The sequence below is a fragment of the Mesorhizobium amorphae CCNWGS0123 genome (assembly GCF_001686985.1).
In the GTDB taxonomy this organism is placed as follows: Bacteria; Pseudomonadota; Alphaproteobacteria; order Rhizobiales; family Rhizobiaceae; genus Mesorhizobium; species Mesorhizobium amorphae.
In genome coordinates this window covers 2243379-2260792 of the sequence record NZ_CP015318.1, presented here as the reverse complement: position 1 = coordinate 2260792, position 17414 = coordinate 2243379, and the positions used below count along the sequence as shown (strand labels likewise).

At 65.5% G+C, this 17414-nt stretch carries 16 protein-coding genes; 8 read left to right on the top strand and 8 right to left on the bottom strand.

The genetic code is table 11. The features are described from left to right. Positions 1 to 45 precede the first annotated feature (45 nt). Genes A6B35_RS10485 through A6B35_RS10475 form a run of 3 tightly spaced genes read right to left on the bottom strand, consistent with a single transcriptional unit; the run spans position 46 to position 2758 of the window. Positions 46 to 960 carry a nitrilase-related carbon-nitrogen hydrolase gene (locus A6B35_RS10485; RefSeq protein ID WP_006204221.1) on the bottom strand — a complete coding sequence of 305 codons (915 nt, stop codon included), beginning with the start codon at positions 958 to 960 and terminating at the stop codon, positions 46 to 48. Further along, the gene (hydA, locus tag A6B35_RS10480; RefSeq protein ID WP_006204220.1) at positions 945 to 2375 is read right to left on the bottom strand and encodes a dihydropyrimidinase; all 1431 of its coding nucleotides are present in this window, start codon (positions 2373 to 2375) and stop codon (positions 945 to 947) included. The genes A6B35_RS10485 and hydA overlap by 16 nt, the downstream gene beginning before the upstream one ends. Before the next feature lie 32 nt (positions 2376 to 2407). After that, positions 2408 to 2758, bottom strand: coding sequence for a RidA family protein (locus A6B35_RS10475; RefSeq protein ID WP_006204219.1), 351 nt, complete (start codon positions 2756 to 2758; stop codon positions 2408 to 2410). A 368-nt stretch (positions 2759 to 3126) separates the two neighbouring features. Here A6B35_RS10475 and A6B35_RS10470 point away from each other — a divergent pair, with 368 nt between their 5' ends. From A6B35_RS10470 to A6B35_RS10440, 7 genes are all read left to right on the top strand, one after another. After that, positions 3127 to 4356, top strand: coding sequence for an MFS transporter (locus tag A6B35_RS10470; RefSeq protein WP_244425995.1), 1230 nt, complete (start codon positions 3127 to 3129; stop codon positions 4354 to 4356). Further along, positions 4356 to 5123 carry an SDR family NAD(P)-dependent oxidoreductase gene (locus tag A6B35_RS10465; protein WP_006204217.1) on the top strand — a complete coding sequence of 256 codons (768 nt, stop codon included), beginning with the start codon at positions 4356 to 4358 and terminating at the stop codon, positions 5121 to 5123. Before A6B35_RS10470 ends, A6B35_RS10465 begins: the two co-directional genes overlap by 1 nt. A gap of 36 nt (positions 5124 to 5159) precedes the next feature. Beyond that, entirely contained in the window at positions 5160 to 6176 is a 1017-nt protein-coding gene (locus A6B35_RS10460; protein ID WP_006204216.1) for an NAD-dependent epimerase/dehydratase family protein, read from the top strand. Positions 6177 to 6188: 12 nt separating this feature from the next. Next, positions 6189 to 7112 (top strand): allantoinase PuuE, encoded by a 924-nt coding sequence (locus A6B35_RS10455; RefSeq protein ID WP_006204215.1) that lies wholly within the window; start codon positions 6189 to 6191, stop codon positions 7110 to 7112. 15 nt (positions 7113 to 7127) lie between these two features. Further along, a complete protein-coding gene (locus tag A6B35_RS10450; protein WP_006204214.1) occupies positions 7128 to 8462 on the top strand; it encodes a dihydroorotase in 1335 nt (444 codons plus the stop codon). A 10-nt stretch (positions 8463 to 8472) separates the two neighbouring features. Then, the gene (locus A6B35_RS10445) at positions 8473 to 9246 is read left to right on the top strand and encodes an SDR family NAD(P)-dependent oxidoreductase (protein WP_006204213.1); all 774 of its coding nucleotides are present in this window, start codon (positions 8473 to 8475) and stop codon (positions 9244 to 9246) included. 103 nt (positions 9247 to 9349) lie between these two features. Further along, a complete protein-coding gene (locus tag A6B35_RS10440) occupies positions 9350 to 10357 on the top strand; it encodes a phosphoglycerate dehydrogenase (protein ID WP_006204212.1) in 1008 nt (335 codons plus the stop codon). A gap of 19 nt (positions 10358 to 10376) precedes the next feature. Here the strand turns inward: A6B35_RS10440 and A6B35_RS10435 are convergent, their stop codons facing one another. After that, complete coding sequence (locus A6B35_RS10435) at positions 10377 to 11843, bottom strand: MFS transporter (protein ID WP_202799456.1); 1467 nt, start codon at positions 11841 to 11843, stop codon at positions 10377 to 10379. Between the two features lie 93 nt (positions 11844 to 11936). On the opposite strand from A6B35_RS10435, the gene A6B35_RS10430 reads away from it, so the two are divergent. After that, entirely contained in the window at positions 11937 to 12443 is a 507-nt protein-coding gene (locus A6B35_RS10430) for a MarR family winged helix-turn-helix transcriptional regulator (RefSeq protein WP_006204210.1), read from the top strand. A gap of 68 nt (positions 12444 to 12511) precedes the next feature. On the opposite strand, the gene A6B35_RS10425 is transcribed toward A6B35_RS10430, so the two are convergent. Genes A6B35_RS10425 through A6B35_RS10410 form a run of 4 tightly spaced genes read right to left on the bottom strand, consistent with a single transcriptional unit; the run spans position 12512 to position 17237 of the window. Then, positions 12512 to 13876, bottom strand: a complete 1365-nt coding sequence (locus tag A6B35_RS10425) for a pyruvate dehydrogenase complex dihydrolipoamide acetyltransferase (protein WP_065518180.1) — start codon at positions 13874 to 13876, stop codon at positions 12512 to 12514. A gap of 3 nt (positions 13877 to 13879) precedes the next feature. Beyond that, on the bottom strand, positions 13880 to 14878 hold the full coding sequence (locus A6B35_RS10420) for an alpha-ketoacid dehydrogenase subunit beta (protein WP_006204287.1): 999 nt from the start codon (positions 14876 to 14878) through the stop codon (positions 13880 to 13882). After that, complete coding sequence (locus A6B35_RS10415) at positions 14878 to 15912, bottom strand: thiamine pyrophosphate-dependent dehydrogenase E1 component subunit alpha (protein WP_040583397.1); 1035 nt, start codon at positions 15910 to 15912, stop codon at positions 14878 to 14880. Before A6B35_RS10415 ends, A6B35_RS10420 begins: the two co-directional genes overlap by 1 nt. Continuing rightward, the gene (locus tag A6B35_RS10410) at positions 15909 to 17237 is read right to left on the bottom strand and encodes an NAD(P)H-dependent oxidoreductase (RefSeq protein ID WP_006204285.1); all 1329 of its coding nucleotides are present in this window, start codon (positions 17235 to 17237) and stop codon (positions 15909 to 15911) included. The genes A6B35_RS10415 and A6B35_RS10410 overlap by 4 nt, the downstream gene beginning before the upstream one ends. Between the last annotated feature and the right edge of the window lie 177 nt (positions 17238 to 17414).

The following is a 17414-nucleotide window of genomic DNA, read 5'->3' as shown; positions in this document are numbered from 1 at the left end:
GTTCTATGCCGTGTGTTCGACTGGCTTGACTGAGGTTCACTGGCATCAGACCTGTTCCGCGATCAAGCGATACTGATCCGGCCGACGATAAAGCGCGAAGTCGAAATTGACCTTCCGGCAGGTCGTGATCAGGTCGAGGTCAGCGCGGTGGACGATGACCTCGTCGTCGAGCGACAGCGCCTGTGCCGCGATCTCGCCGGTCGGCGCGATGATGCAGGATCCGCCGATCAGCGCCTGGCCGTCCTCGAGCCCCGCCTTGGCGGCGGCCGCGACCCACAGCGTGTTCTGATAGGCGCCGGCCTGCATCGGCAGATGGTTGTGGAACATGCGCAGATGCGCCAGTGCCGGCGCCTCGTCGAGCAGCAGCGGCGTGTTGTAGCCGAGCAGCACCACCTCCGCTCCATTGAGGCAGAGCATCCGGTAGGTCTCCGGCCAGCGGCGGTCGTTGCAGATGGCCATGCCGACGCGGACGCCGCAATAGTCGAAGACAGGGAAGCCGAGATTGCCCGGTTCGAAATAGCGCCGCTCCAGATGCGTGGTCGTGCCCGCTTCCGGCTCGCTCGACCCCGGCACATGCATCTTGCGGTAGCGGCCGATGAAGCCGCCATCCGGTCCGACCAGGTCCATGGTGTTGAAGCGTCGCGTCCGGCCGTCTTCCTGAACGAGTTCCGAATAGCCGAGCGCGAAGCCGACCTTTAAGCGGGCGGCGGCATCGTAAAGAGACTGCGTTACCGGCCCGGGCATCGACCGTTCGAAGAAGGACTCGATCTCGGCGGTGTCGTCGATGCGCCAGCGCGGAAAGAAGGTGGTCAGCGCCATCTCCGGGAAGACCACGATCTCCGCCCCGGCGGCAGCGGCCTTCTCCAGCAGATGGACGAGGCGGCCGACCGTCTCGGCGCGCGAGGCGCTGCGCTGGATGGGGCCTGTCTGGCAGACCGCAATCGTCAGGAATCTAGCCATGGCGTCGTATCCTCGACAGGTTTTCCAGATTGAGCCGGGTCGGCGGCTGTCCTCGCTACGAAGCGGCCGAAGCCCGGCTGCGCCCGAAGCACGCCGTCGGCGATCACCGGCACGCCGCGCACCAGCACGGTGGTCGGTTTGCCGGTCACGCTTTTGCCCTCGTAGGGCGTGAAGTCGACGCGCGAATGCAGAGCCTTGTGGCCGAGCGTCCAGCGCGCCGTGGGATCCCATAGCGCCAGATCCGCGTCGAGCCCAACCGCGATCCTGCCCTTGCGGTCCTCTAGACCATAAACTGATGCGGCTTTGCGCGAGGTGAGGTCGAGATAGCGGGCAAGCGTGAGGCGACCGGCCAGAAGCCCTTCCGAGAACAGCAACGGCAGGCGGGTCTCGATGCCGGGAATACCGCTCAGCGTGGTGGTGAAACCGGGCGTTTCGGCTCCGCCGATCTTGTCGGCGAAAAAATAGGGCGAATGGTCGGAGGACCAGAGGTCGATGCCGCCATCGATCAAGTCCTGCCACAGATGCTCATGGCTGCGCGGCGAGCGCGGCGGCGGCGAAAAGACAAAACGCGCCGCATCTATCGCCGGCCGGTCGAGGTCGGCGGCGCCGATGAACAAATATTGCGGGCAGGTTTCGGCGACCACATCGACGCCGCGCGTCCGCGCCCGTGCGATCTCCTCGGCCGACTGCCAGGAGGAGACATGGACGATGGTCATGCGCGCGCCGGTCATTTCGGCGAAGGCCAGTGCGCGATGCGTCGCCTCGCGCTCCATGGTCTCGCTGTGGGCGACGACATGGTAGCGGATGTCGGTGCGGCCGAGATCGATCAGGCGCCGGCGCGTGCGCCGGATGGCGGCATCGTTCTCGGCATGGACCATGACGATCCAGCCGAGGCCGTGCGCGGCGTCGAGGACCCTGAAGAAGAGGTCGTCGTCGACGGCAAAACCCTGATAGGTCATGAACAGCTTGACCGAGGCGATGCCGCGACCGGCGAGCTGCGCAAGCTGTTCCTCGACATCGGCGCCGGTGCCCATGGTGACCACGGCGTGCAGCCCGTAGTCGATCACAGCCCGACCCGCTGCGCGCTCGAGAGCGCGGTCGACCGCGCCAATCGTGGTCATGTCCGGACCCGGCATGCCGAACGGCACAATGCAGGTCGTGCCGCCGAACGCCGCCGAGATGGTGCCTGACTCGAAGTCGTCGGCATTGCCCGCGCCGCCCCAGACCGGCTGGTCGAGATGGCAATGGGCGTCGATGCCGCCGGGCATGACCCAGCGGCCGCTGGCGTCCAGCAACGATTTGCCGGACAGGCCATTGCCGATAGCGGCGATACGGCCCTCGTCGATGCCGATGTCGCATTCGGCCCAATCGTCGTCGAGGGCAACGCGTCCGCCTTTGATCACCAGCTCATGCATTGGTTTTGCCGCCCCCTTCGCGGACGGGCCCCTCAGCCGACAGCCGCCGTGACCATGATTTCGACGCGATACTGATCGCCGGCAAGGCGCGCCTCCACCGTGGCGCGTACCGGCATGGCGCTCCTGTCGATCCAGGCGTCCCATGCTGAATTCATCATCTCGAAATCGGCAATGTCGCGCAGCCAGATCTGGGCGCTGAGAAGCTTCGACTTGTCGCTGCCGGCCTTGGCCAGAAGGGTGTCTATCTTGGCGAGGATTTGCTCGGTCTGCGCGGTGGTGTCGCCGGACAGGTCGTCCGCCGTCAGGCCGGCGACATAGACGGTGCCGTTGTAGCGAAGCACCCGGCAGAAGCGTGGGCCATTCTCAAGACGTTCGATGGTCATGCGGTTTCCTCCCTTGGCGGGTAATCGATCATGGCAGATTGACTATGGTACGGAGCGGACAAAACGACTGTAAAGCCTGGGAAGCGGCAAGATGCGGCTTTCGGCGACAAGGATGGCCAAAAAAATTATGGTCATAGCCGTGTCAATCTTCGTTTGTCGCGTGCTTGGCGGGGTATAGCTTCTGCAACCAGCCGCGGATCAGCGGCACCGCCAAGGGGGAACCGCCGCAATGCATGACAATGCCGCGCCGATTGTCTGGCCTGCGCCGATTGTCGTGCCCGGGTCGATTGTCGGGCTCGTCTCCCGTCGCCGGCGCGTATCGTAGCCGGCCGACAGCGGCATTCATGGGATCGGTCGCTCAATCCGCGATGCACTTGTGGCGGAACGCCGAGCGCTCCCGCGCCATGCTGCCGATCATGGCCAGCGTCTGTCTTGCCTGCATCGGCAGCGCCATGCTGACGACCGCAGTATCGTTCTACCTCGGCAAGCCCGGCATCGCCCCCGAAATCGTGCAGATCGTGCTCACCGCCTATCCGGTCGGCTTCCTGATCGGATGCCTGATCACGCGCCCACTGGTCGCCCGCTACGGCCATGAGCGGACATTCCTGCTGATCCTGGCAACCGCGCTGCTGTCGGCGGCGGGCTTCGTCTTCACCGATTTCGTGCCGAGCTGGTTCTGCTTCCGGCTGCTCGGCGGCATGTCGATGGCCTCGATGTTCGTGATCTGCGAGAGCTGGATCAACCTCTATGCCGAGCAGCACAATCGCGGCACGATGTTCTCGATCTACATGCTGACGACGGCGATCGCGGTGCTGCTCGGACAGGTGCTTGTCGCGCTGGTCGGTCCGCAGTCGTCGCATCTGTTTTCGGTCGCGGCGGCAACGGTGCTGTTGGCGTTCGTGCCGAAATTCGCCGGGCTGCGCTGGCCGGCGCTGCCTTCGGTGACGGCCGATCCGGCTCCGGAAGCCGGCGCAAAGGTCGACAGGCGGCTCGGGCCTCTGGCGCTGTTCCGGCTGGCCCCGGTGACGGTGGTCGCCATTTTCCAGGGCGGCATCACCAACATGAACGTCTTCGTGCTGACGCCGATCTATGGGACGCAGATCGGATTGTCGGCGTCGGCGACGGTCTGGCTGGTGACCACGATAAGCATTGCCGGCATGGTCGCGCAGACCCCGGTCGGCTGGCTGTCGGACCGCCTTGACCGACGCCTGATACTTCTGGTGCAGGGGCTGGTATCGGTGACAGCCTGCGCCATGATCGCCTGGGTCGGCACCCTTTCGGTGCCGCTACTGTTCGTGCTGTTCTTCGTCTATGGCGCCACGGCGCTGACGATCTATCCGGTGGCCATGGCGTTCGGCGCATCGCAACTCCATAGCCGGCACATGGTCGCCGCGTCCGGCACGCTGCTCCTGCTCTATTCGATCGGCAATGTCGCGACACCGGGCGTCGCCGCCGGATTGATGGCGCATATCGGACCGCCGGCGATGTTCCTGCTGCTCGGCGGCGGCGCGGTGCTGGTCACGCTCGCGGCCTGCTACAATCTTCTGCGCCGGCCGGTCGCGACGCCGATCGCGCAAGCTGTCGAGGACCAGGTCTGATGACGAACAATCCCGCAACGAACCGCCTGAAAGACAAGGTCGTCCTGATCGCGGGCGCCGCGAGCGGCATTGGCGCGGCCATCGCGCAGCGCTGCGTTGCCGAAGGCGCAAGCGTGGTTTGTGCCGACCATGATGCCGGGGCGGCGCGGGCCCTTGCCGACGGGCTTGGCGCTGCGGCGGTCGCCTGCCGCTGCGATGTGACCGACGCCCTCTCCGCCAGCAGCGCCGTCGACATCGCCAAGGAGCGCTTCGGCCGGCTGGATGGGCTGGTGCACAATGCGGCCGCGCCGTCGACGAACGCCACCGTGGTCGATCTCGATGAGAGTGCCTGGCGACGCGAACTCGACGTCAGCCTGACCGGCGCGTTCCTGATGAGCAAGTTCGCGGTGCCATTGATCGCCGCAGGCGGCGGCGGCTCGGTGGTGTTCATCGGCTCGCAATTCGGACGCGTCGCCACCACCAGGGCCGTCGCTTACTGCGCCGCCAAGGCCGGGCTGATCCATCTCGCCAAGGCGATGGCGGTCGACCACGCGCCCGACAAGGTCCGCGTCAACAGCCTGTCGCCGGGCGCAGTGGCGACGACGCGGCTGCTGCGCAGATTTCCGGACTTCGATGCGGCCAATGCAGGTCTCGGCCCCGCCCATCTGCTCGGCAGGATCGCGGAGCCGGACGAGATCGCCGCGGCGGCGGCCTTCCTGCTGTCGTCGGACGCGTCCTTCGTCACCGGTTCCGACATGCTCGTGGATGGCGGCTATGCGACGCGCTGATCCCGACTCTACTCGCTCAATTTCAAAGGAGTTCCCATGACGCTGCTCGTCACCGGTGGTACCGGCTTTGTCATGAGCGTGGTCGCGCGCGAATGGCTGGACCGCGATCCGCAAGCCCGCGCCGTCATCCTCGACCGCTCCAGCCTCGACGCGATCGCGGAGGCATTCTTTGCCCCGGTGCGCGACCGCCTGACCGTGCTGACGGCGGACATACTGGAGCCTTCCGCCTGGGCAGCCGTGCTCGATGCACATAACATCAGCGCCATCGTCCACGGCGCGACGGTGACGCCGAATTCGCGCCCCAGCGACCCGCAGATGCAGCCGGAGGCCCATGATCCGGCTCATATCGTCGACGTCAATCTGATGGGCACGGTGCGCATGCTGGAATGGGCGCGCGGCCGGCCCGGCATCAAACGCTTCGTCTATGTCAGCTCCGGTTCGGTCTATCGGCACAATGGGCCGGACTGGAACGGCGAGCCGCTGCCCGAGGACGGCTATGTCGCGCCGCTGACGCTCTACGGCATCTCGAAATTCGCTGCCGAGATGGTCACCAACCGCTACGCCGACCTGTTCGGCCTTTCGGCCATTTCAGTCAGGCTGTCATCGATCTACGGCCCGATGGACCGCGTCACCGGCAGCCGCAACGTGCGCCATCTGCCGAACCGTGTCGCGCATATGGCGCTCAACGGCGAGACAATCCGGCCGAACAGTCTTGAGCCGCTCGGCGACTATGTGCTGTCGAGCGACGTCGCCAAGGCGATCATGGCGCTGCTCGATGCCAAAAGCCTGCGCTACCGGCACTACAATATCGGCAGCGGCACGACGACGACGGTCGGCGACTTCATCGACTGGGCGGCCGAGCGTGTTCCGGGCCTGAGGGCCGAAATCAGCCCGACCGAGGGAGCGAATATCGTCATGAACGCCGCGCTAAAGACCGGCATGTGGGGCGAATACGACCTTGCCCGGATCGAGCGGGACACGGACTGGCGGCCGAGACCGGCCAAGCGGGCCTTCCACGACTACATGGACTGGATCGCCGCCAACGAAGCCTGAGGAGGACAGAAGATGCCGACCGATCACCAGCAGCCGCGCGACTTCGTAGGTTACGGTCCGCGCCTGCCTTTCGTGACCTGGCCGGGCGGCGTCAAGCTCGCCGTCAACCTGGTGCTCAACTACGAGGAAGGCTCGGAGTATTCCTGGCTCGAGGACGGCCGCAACGACAATTGGGGCGAGTACAATCTCGCCAGCAGCCCGCCGGTGCGCGACCTCGGCACCGAGACGCATTTCGAATATGGCAGCCGCGCCGGCGTGTGGCGGCTGGCGCGGCTGTTCGACCGCTACGACATTCCGGTCACCATCTCCGCCTGCGCCATCGCCCTTGAGCGCAATCCGGCGGTGGTCGAATGGATGAATGCGCGCGGACATGACCTGCTCGGCCACGGCCTGCGCTGGATCGACTACACGACGATGGAGCGCAGCGAGGAAGAGCGCCAGTTGCACGAGGCGATCGCGCTCTACGAGAGACTGATGGGCAGGCGGCCCTTGGGCTGGAACTGCCGCTCATTTCCGAGCGTCAACACGCGCGACCTGCTGGTGCGGGAAGGCGGCTTCCTCTACCACTCCGATCCCTGCAATGACGACCTGCCCTATTTCCTCGACCATCAGGGCACGGAGATCCTGGTCGTGCCCTATTCCAAGGCCCTCAACGACAGCCGCTATCTGGTGGCGCCGGGCTACAGCAATCCGCGCGACTTTGCCGAGGATTGCCGCTCGGCGATCGACTACATGCTCGACGAAGCCGACGAGACCGGCGGCCGCATGCTGACGATCGGCATCCACGCCCGCTGGATGGGCCAGCCCAACCGGGCATCCGGACTGCGCGAGGTGATCGAGCACGTGAAGAGCAAACCCGCGGCCGCCTTCATGCGCCGCGAGGACATCGCGCGCTTCTGGCTCGAGAACCATGCGCGCTTTGAGCAGCATGGCTGACGGAAGCAAAGCGGCATGTTCGAGACGCTTATCCGCGGAGCCACCGTGGTCAACGCCGATGGGCCCGACCGGCGCGACGTCGGCATCACCGACGGCAAGATCGCGGCGGTCATTCCACCTGGCGAAAGAGCGGAAGCGAAGACGGTGCTGGACGCCTCGGGCAGCCTGCTGCTGCCCGGCCTGGTCGACGCGCATGCGCATCTGCGCGAACCCGGGCTCACGCACAAGGAGGATTTCTCCTCCGGCACGCATGCCGCGGCCCTTGGCGGCGTGACGACAGTGCTCGATATGCCTACCGACGAGCCGTGGACGGCCAGCGCCGGGCAGCTTGCCGACAAGATGGCGATGGCCGACGGCCGTATCCATGTCGATGTCGGCTTGCAGGCCGTGATCAGCCGCGACTTGTCGTTGATCCCCGGCCTGCTCGACCTCGCACCGGTGTCGTTCGAATTGTTCACCGCCGATGTGCCCGAAGACTTCCTGTTTCCTACCTTCGATGCGGTCGCCGGCGCTCTGCGGAGTTTCGCTGGGGCCGACACGCTGATCGGCATTTCGCCGGGCGATCAATCCATGCTGACCAGCAGCATCGAACGCAATTTGGGGGGAACCATCGCGGCCTTCCTCGACAGCCGGCCGCCGCAGGCGGAAGCCGGCGGCATCAGGCGGGCGGTTCTTGCCGCCGCCAGGACGGGGACGCGCATTCATGTCCGGCAGATCAACTCGGAACTGGGCGTGGAGGCGTGGAGCCGGCTGCGCGACAGGGCGGATACCAGTGTCGAGACGACGCCGCAGAACCTGTTCTTCAGCGCCGACGACTATGAAACGCAAGGCGCCAGGCTGAAGGGCTCGCCGCCCCTGCGATCGCGGCAGGACGTCGAAGCCTTGCGCGCAGCGCTCGGCGCCGGGCTGATCGATATCGTCGCGACCGATCACGCACCGCATGCGCCGGCCGAAAAGGCAGCGAGCTACGCGGCTTTCGCCGACATTCCGGGCGGCATGCCGGGACTGCAGACGCTGCTGCAGACCATGCTGAAACTTGTCGACGACGGGCTGATCACGCTGCCCGATGTGGTGCGCCTGTGCGCCCGCAATCCGGCGGAGCGCTTCGGGCTCGGCCGGCGCAAGGGCCGCATCGCCGCCGGCTATGACGCCGACATGCTGATCGTCGACCCGCGACAATCCAGTTCCATCTCGAATGCGGAGCAGGTTTCCCGCGCGGCTTACACGCCATTCGACGGCTGGACGGTCAAGGCGCGGCTGACCAGCGTCTTCCTGCGCGGCCACGAGATCGTGCGCAACCAGAAGCTCGTCGGCCCGGCGCAGGGAAAGATCGTCACCCGGGAAAGCTGAGGAAGACACCATGGCCCTGCTTGCGAAAAAGATCGCCATCGTCACCGGCGCCAGCTCCGGCATTGGCCGGGCGATCGCCTTGAAGTTCGCGGCGGAAGGCGCCTGCGTCGTCATCGCCGACACGGTCGAATTGCCGATCGAGGGTGGCCAGAGCACCGCCGCCCTGATCGAATCGAGCGGCGGGACGGCGCTGCATATCGCGACGGACATTTCCGACTGGAACGCCGTCGATGCGCTGGTCACTGCCACCGTCACCCGCTTCGGACGGCTCGACGTCATGGTCAACAACGCGGCGATCTACACCAGCACCAACCTCATCGAGACATCGCCGGAGCAATGGAGCCGCGTCATCGGCGTCAACCTGACGGGCTTCTTCCATTGCTGCAAACGCGCCGTCATGCAGATGCTCGCCCAGGAACCCGTCAATGACTTGCGCGGCCGCATCATCAACATCTCGTCACAGCACGGCATGGTCGCCTGCCCCGGCGATTTTCCCTATTCGGTGAGCAAGGGCGGCATCGTGCAGATGACGCGGCAGATCGCGGTCGACCACGCCGACGACCTAATCGTCTGCAACGCGATCGCGCCCGGCAAGATCATCACCGGCAAGCCGGGTGTCGCCAACGACCCCGACGCGCTCGACTATTCACGGCAGCGCACACCCTGGCCGAGGCTCGGCAGCCCGAACGATGTGGCGGGCGCCGCCTTGTTCCTCGCCAGCGACATGGCAAGCTACGTCACCGGCATCAATTTGATGGTTGACGGCGGCTGGATGGCTGGCTGACGGAAGACCTAAACCAGGCTTGATCTTTCCTGTCGCTTCATGGCAGGCGATCAACTGAGATCTCTTGCGCAAGCGCGCTTGCTCGGCACTTTCGGAGCATCCCATGACCATCCCTCGCGTCGTCGTCACCCAGCGCTTCTTCGATGACGAGACGACTGCCTATCTGCGGGCGAATGGTTGCGAGGTCGACATTGCCGAATCCTCCAAGGTCGAGGGCGACGGGCACCTCACGCACGACCAACTGGTGGGTATCCTGAGCGGCGCCGACGCATGGATCGTCGGCCATGCGCGGGTGACGCGGGAATTGCTCGAGGCTTTGCCCGAACTCAAGATCGTGGCACGCCGCGGCGTCGGCTACGAACGTGTCGATGTCGAGGCTGCCCGTGCGCTCGGCCGCGTGGTGACGATCGCCGCCGGCGGCAACGATGCCTCGGTGGCCGACCATGCGCTTGGGCTCATGCTGGCCGTCGGCCGGCGGCTGCGCGAGACACAGATGAACATGGTTGCCGGCAACTGGACGATCTTGATCAGCTCGGATCTGTACCGCAAGACGGTCGGCCTGATCGGCCTCGGTCGCATCGGCCGCAACGTGGTCCAGCGGCTCAAGGGTTTTGAAGCGCGCATCCTGGTGTCCGCCCGGACGGTGGATGAAGCCTATGCCGAAGCGAACGGCATCACCTATGTCGATGTCGAGACGCTGCTTCGCGACAGCGACTATGTCAGCCTTCATGCCCCGCTCTCAGCGACGACACGCAACCTGATCAACAAAGACACGCTGGCGCTGATGAAACCGACGGCAGTGCTGATCAATACGGCAAGAGGCGGCCTGGTCGAGGATCGGGATCTCCTCGAGGCGCTGAAGGGCGGCACGATCGCCGGCGCCGGCCTCGATGTGTTCTTGAGCGAGACCGACCCTGGCTACAGATCCGTGTCCGACGAATTGGTCGCGCTGCCCAACGTCGTGGCCTCGCCGCATTCGGCGGCCTCCTCGGTCGAAGGGCTGGCGCGCACAAACATGGTTGCGGCGCAATGCGTGATCGTGGTGCTAAACGGCAGGGACCCGCCGAGCGGCTGCGTCGTGGCCGACGGCCGCGGGCGAGCGTCTCGCTGATCGCCCGGGCGCCGAGGAATCACATTTCCACGGGGTGGGCGCTGACCTGGTGCCTGGTGAAGCGCGGCAGCAGCCCTGAGCACAGCACCAGCACGACGATGATCGCGAACTGGCTTGCGATGACGATACCAAATGCCTTCGAAATGCTCGCCGGCTGCAGTGCCAGATAGAGCGTGCCGAGGGTTGCGACCCCGAGCGCCAGGCCGGACTGCTGCAGCGTGATCAGAACGCCGCTGCCGACGCCCGCCAGGTGGGCGGGAACATCGGCGAGCACGGCGCGGAACAATCCTGAAAACAGCATCGACTGTCCGGCGCCGATCAGCATCAGCGGCACAGCCAGTTCGATCAGGCTCACATTCGGCCAGCCCAGGACCATGATGGCGACTAGCAGGGCCAGGCCAAGCGCCTGCACGATGCCGCCCGCCGCCAGGGCGCCGCGTCCGAAGCGGTTGATCATGCGCGGGCTGACCATGGAGCCGATGAAGAACATGATCGCCATCGGCAGGATGGCGAGGCCGCTTTCGAATGCGTTGGCGCCGAGCCCGTTCTGGACGGTGAGCGCAAAGACGAACATGAAGGCGCCAAAGCCGACGCTGAACAGCGTGATCATGGCGAGACCGCGCGACATCGAGGGCAGCTTGAGCAATGACGGCGGCAGCAACGGCACCTCGCCTCGTGCCTCGGCAGCCCGTTCGACAATGACGGTCAGGATGGCCAGCACCACGGCTGCCGCCAACATCATCCTGGTCCAGGCAGGCCAGCCGAGCGAATGGCCTTCGGTCAGCGGCACCAGAAGTGCGGTCAAGGTCGCAGCGAAAAGCACCGTGCCGGGCAGGTCGATGCCGGCCGGGTGCGGCGAGCGGTTGGCCGGCACGACAAGCCGCGAGGCGAAGAACACGATGATGCCGAGCGGGATGTTGATCAGGAAGATCGGCCGCCAGGAGGTGCCGAACAGGTCGGCGCTGACCAGCAGTCCGCCGGCGAGCTGGCCGACGACCGCCGCAATGCCGGAGGTCGCGCCATAGAGCGCGATGGCCCGGGTCTTGCGCTCGCCCTCCAGCGTCGCCTGGAAAGTCGCCAGCACCTGGGGCACCAGCATGGCCGCCGTTGCGCCCTGGACCAGGCGGGCCACGATGAGGATGTCGATGGTGGGTGCCACGCCGCAGGCCAGCGAGGCCAGGATGAAGCCGCAAAGCCCGACCAGAAACAGGCTATGGCGGCCGAAACGATCGCCAAGCCTGCCGCCCAGCACCAGCATGGCGGCATAGGCCACGCCATAGACGGACACCACCAGCTCAAGTGCGGCCGGGGTTGCCTTCAGCGAAGCGGCGATCGTCGGCAGCGCCACGTTGACGATGAAGAAGTCGGCGATCGGCAGGAAGGCGCCGGCGAGCAGCACGTAGACGCCGAACCCGTGCAGGCCTCCGGCGCGCGCCATGGAACGGGGAGAGTGCCAGGCCGCGTTTGGGGAATAGGCGGGAGTCATTCGTGTCTCCAGATGTGTATGTCTACATAGTTATGTGAACATAATGATTATGCACATATACATACCAGACAGGAGGCTGTAAACTCCCGCGGTATGAAAACCGACGGTGATTCATCCGCACGCAAAACCCCGCCCACGGCTATTCGGTGGGCGGATCTGGCCGACCTGATCCTCATCATTGCCCGCGAGATCCAGTTCCGTGGCTACCGGGATGAGCGGGTGTTCCTGCTCTCGCAGTCGGAGGGTATGGTTATGCGCCATCTGGTGGCGCACGCCTCGGCCACGCCCAGCCAGATCGCGGCCGCGACGGGGCTGCAGCGCACCAATGCCTCCACGGTGCTGCGCGACCTGGAAGGCAAGGGACTGATCGAGCGCCATGTCGATCCGCAAGACCGCCGGGGCGTCAGCGTCCACCGCACGCGGCGCGGGGCCGACAACTACGCCCTGGTGCGCAAGGAATGGGGCGACGCCGTCTCTGCAGCCGCCGGCGGCGACGCCAGCGGGCTCGACGAAGCGATCGCACTTCTCAGGTCCATCGAGGCCGGCCTCATCGCGACGCGGCCGAAAGGCAGCGACGATCGGGCGCGCCGAGGCAGTTGAACCCGGGCGCCCGTACCCAATCAAGCCGACAGTGCCTGCCACCGTGAATCAGGCGGTGGTTTTCGGCTTCACACCAGCATGCCCATCGGATTTTCGATCATGCGCTTGAAGGCGCCGAGGAGTTCCGCACCCAGCGCGCCGTCGACGGCCCGGTGATCGGTCGACAGCGTCACCGACATGACTGTAGCGATCCTGATCTCGCCGTTCTTGACCACCGCCCGCTCCTCGCCCGCACCCACCGCCAGGATCGTCGCATGCGGCGGGTTGATGACGGCGGCAAAGTCCTTGACGCCGAACATGCCGAGATTGGACACCGCCGTCGTGCCGCCCTGATACTCCTCCGGCTTCAGCTTGCGGCTGCGCGCCCGGCTCGCCAGGTCCTTCATCTCGTTGGAGATGGTGGACAGCGTCTTTTCCTCGGCGCGGCGGATGATCGGCGTGATTAGGCCGCCGGGGATCGACACCGCAACGCCCACATCGGCGTGCTTGTGCTTGACCATGGCGCTGTCGGTCCATGACGCGTTGGCATCCGGCACCGCCTTCAGCGCCATGGCCATCGCCTTGATCACCATGTCGTTGACCGAGAGCTTGTAGGCAGGCGCCTCGCCCTTCTCGGTCTTCTTCACGGGAGCCGCAGCATTGAGCTGCGTGCGCAGCGCCAAGAGCGCATCGAGTTCGCAGTCGAGCGTCAGGTAGAAATGCGGGATCGTGCTCTCGGCCTCGACCAGCCGGCGCGCAATGGTCTTGCGCATATTGTCGTGCGGGACGAGTTCGTAGGAGCCGGCTTCGAAAAGGCGAAGCACCTGATCGTCCGACATCGCCTTCACGGCTGGGGCAGATGCGACAGTGGCGGCGGGAGCTTCAGGAGCCACCGCTGGGTTCTCTTTGGTTCCGCCCTTGGCAACCGCCGCGTCAATATCCGCCTTGACCACGCGGCCGTACGGACCGGTGCCGATGATGCTGGCAAGGGCAAGACCTGCCTCACGGGCCAGACGTCGGGCAAGCGGTGTCGCGCGTGCGCCCGACTGCGATTGGCCGATCTCCCCCCCTGTGGGGGAGATGCCCGGTAGGGCAGAGGGGGGCGTGACAGAATGCAACGTTGGCGGGACAGCGCCCCCCTCTGTCGGCTTCGCCGACATCTCCCCCACAGGGGGGGAGATCGGCGCCGCATCTTGCTTGGCCCCATAGGCCTCGCCATCGGCATAAATCCACGCAACCGGCGCGCCGACCGGAATATCGACGCCTTCCTTGCCGGTCACGTCGCGCAGCACGCCACTGGCCGGCGCATCGATCTCCATCGCCGCCTTGTCGGTCTCGATCTCGAACAGCACGTCGCCTTGCTTGACGGCGGCGCCTTCGGCGACGAACCAGCGCGAGATCTGCCCGGTCGCCATGTCCATGTCGACCTTGGGAAGGATGACTTCGACCGGCATCTTCTAGCGGACCCCCTTCACGAGGTCGCGTGCCGCCGCGACAATGTCGGGAACCTGCGGAACCGTCGCCTTTTCCAGCTCGGGATTGTAGGGGATCGGCGTCTCGGCGCCGCCCAGCCGCACGATCGGCGCATCGAGGAAATCGAACGCCTCGCTCTCGGCGATCATGGCGCTGACCTCGGCGCCGACACCCAGCGTCTTGACGGCCTCATAGACGCAAAGCAGCCGCGAGGTCTTCTTGACGCTGTCGATGATCGTGCGCTTGTCCATCGGCCGCACGGTTCTGAGATCGACCACTTCGATGTCGATGCCTTCCGCCTCGAGCGCTTGCGCCGCTTCCAGCGCCTTGTGCACCATGATGGAGGTGGCGACGACGGTCAGGTCGCGGCCCTCGCGCCGGATGTCGGCCTTGCCGATCGGCACCGTGTAGTAGCCTTCCGGCACCGGGCCCTTCATCTTGTAGAGCAGCTTGTGCTCGAAGATCATCACCGGATCGGGATCGGCGATCGCGGCCAGCAACATGCCCTTGGCGTCGTATGGCGTCGCCGGCTGGATCACCTTCAGCCCCGGCACATGGCCCAGCCAGGCCTCGAGGCTCTGGCTGTGCTGAGCGGCTGCCCCGGTGCCCGAACCGGCAGGAAACCGCATCACCAGCGGCACCGAAACCTCTCCGCCCAGCATGAAGCGCATCTTGGCGGCCTGGTTGACGATCTGCTCAAGGGCAAGCGTGGCGAAGTCGGAAAACTGGAATTCGAAGATCGGCCGCAATCCCGTCATCGCCGCGCCGACGGCGACGCCGGCGCCACCGAGTTCGGAGATCGGCGTATCCATCACGCGGTCTGCGCCGAAGCGCTCGACCAGGTCGCCGGTCACCTGGAAGGCGCCGCCATAGACGCCGATGTCCTCGCCCATCAGGAAGACGCGCTCGTCGGCTTCCATCGCGATCGCCATCGCCTCCTGGATCGCCTGGGCATAGCTCAGTTCGCGCAGCATGGCGTCCATCACGCCAGCTCCGTATAGACATAGTCCTGAAGGTCGCGGATATCCGGCGATGGGCTGGCCTTGGCGAATTCGATGGCCTCGGCGATCTCCTGCCTGACCACCTCGCGCACGGCTTCGATGCCCTCGCCGTCGATGATGCCGAACTCCTTCAATTCGGCCTCGAACAACGCGATCGGATCGCGGTTCGACATCCAGTCCTCGATCTCTTCCTTGGTGCGGTATCGGTTGCGGTCGCTCTTGGAGTGACCGCGATAGCGGTAGGTCTTGGACTCGATCAGCGTCGGCCCCTCGCCGGCGCGAGCGCGCTCGACCGCCGCGTGCGAGGCTTCGGCGACGTCCGAGAAGATGTTGCCGTTGACGATGATTCCGGGCATCGCATAGGCGGCCGCCCGGTCGGCAATGTTCCTGACGGCGGTGGAGCGGTCGGTCGACGTCGACATGCCGTAACCGTTGTTCTCGCAGACGAAGACGACCGGCAGCTTCCAGATCGACGCCATGTTCAGCGCCTCGTGGAAGGCGCCCTCATTGTTGGCGCCATCGCCGAAGAACGACACGACGACCTTGCCAGTCTTCAGCCTCTTGGCCGACAAGGCAGCACCGACAGCGATCGGAATGCCGCCGGCAACGATGCCGTTGGCGCCGAGATTGCCCTTGGCGACGTCGGCGATGTGCATCGAGCCGCCGCGCCCCTTGCAGTAGCCCGTGGTCTTGCCGAAGAACTCGGCGAACATCTTGCCGACCTCGGCACCCTTGGCGATGCAGTGGCCGTGACCGCGGTGGGTGGAGGTGATCTGGTCGTCCTCGGCAAGCGGCATGCAAATGCCCATGGCGCTTGCTTCCTGTCCGATCGACAGATGCATGGTGCCGTGGATGAGGCCGCGCATGTAGCAATCCTCGGCGCCCTCCTCGAAGCGGCGGATCAGGTACATCTTGCGCAGCACTTCCTTCAGCTGTCCGGCATCATAGTGCCGGTAGGCGAAGGGCAGATTGGTGGACACGGCCTTTTCCATCACGGCTTTCCTGGCCATGGTCATGCTCCCTTGTCGCCGTAGACGAGCCTGTCCTGCCGCGCTCTCAGCTCGGCGATCTTCGAGCCGGGCGCCGGTGTCGCGTTGGCATAGGTGATGAGATCGCCCTTGCGGATCGGCGCGGTCACCGAGCCGCCCTGAAGCAGGCCGCAGGGAACCGCCTTGGCCGCCCGCGCTTCCTCAACGGCAATGATCCAGGCGCGGTAGCAATATTCCCCGATCGCATCGAGCCTGTCGCCCGGCTGCATGTCCTTCTTGGCGACGGCGCAGACTTCCGCCACCGGCGTCGCCAGCGGAACCATATCGGCCTTGCCGTAGAGGACTACGCGCGCGCAGGTCAGCGGCACTTCGAGCGAGGTCAGGTGATAGGGGCGATGGAAGGTGAAATAGGGCCCCTTGCCCATCTTCAGATCTTCCATGCGCTCCGAGACGCGCGGGTGCGACATGTCGGCGATGACGAAGACGCCGGGAGCGACACCCTTGCCGATCGAATAGTCGACGACGCCGACCTTCGACAGCACGCCGCCGTCCTTCTGCGGCACCAGCACTTTTGACAACTCGCCGAGCGTCGCCGCCGGGCCATGCATACCGGGCCTGTCTGGCACCAGTCCCGTGGCATTGGCGATCGCGGCCATTTCGACCATGGTCTTGGAGCCGTCGACGAACTCCACCAGCATGCGCACATTCATGTGGCGGCGGGCCGCCTCCTCGGCGTAGTCGTGCGGGACCGCATCGATGTTGAGCGGATTGTTCTTGCCCTTGCCGGCCGCGACGATCGTATGCCCCATGGCCGAGACGAATTCGATCAGTTCCATGCAGGAGGACGGCTCATCGCCGGCGCCGAGCGAATAGGTGACGCCAAGCCGGTCGGCCTCGCTCTTCAGGTAGGCGCCGATGGTCACGTCCGCCTCGACATTCATCATCACCAGGTGCTTGCCGTGCTCCATGGCGCGCAGGCCGATTTCGGCGCCGACGGCCGGAACGCCGGTGGCGTCGATCACCACATCGATCAGTTCGCTGTTGATGATGAGGTCGGCGTCGCCGGTCACCGCGACCTTGCCGGCCTCGATCGCGGCGGTCATGGCCGAAGCGCTGGAGACTTCGCGCGAATGTCCGGCCTCCTGATAGGCGATGTCGACCGCCTTGGCCGCTGCAGGCAGGTTGAGTTCCGAGATCGCTCCGATCTCGATGCCGGTCATGTGCGCGACCCTGGTGACGATATCGGTGCCCATCTCGCCGGAGCCGATCAGGCCGATGCGGATCGGCTTGCCCGTTTTGGCGCGCTCGGCAAGATCGCGCGCAAGGCCGGTCGGCGCGACGTTGATGGTCATTGCGATATCCTCCCCTTAGGCGACTTGCCTCCGGTTCGACAAATACTGAACATCTGTCTCCATATCAAGACGAATGTACAAATCTTCGGCGCGAAAACCGAATATGGCAGTCGCGAAGCGACGGTCGCCGCAAAGGCCTTTGGACAAGCACATTCGACCCAGGGGCAAACGCTGGGC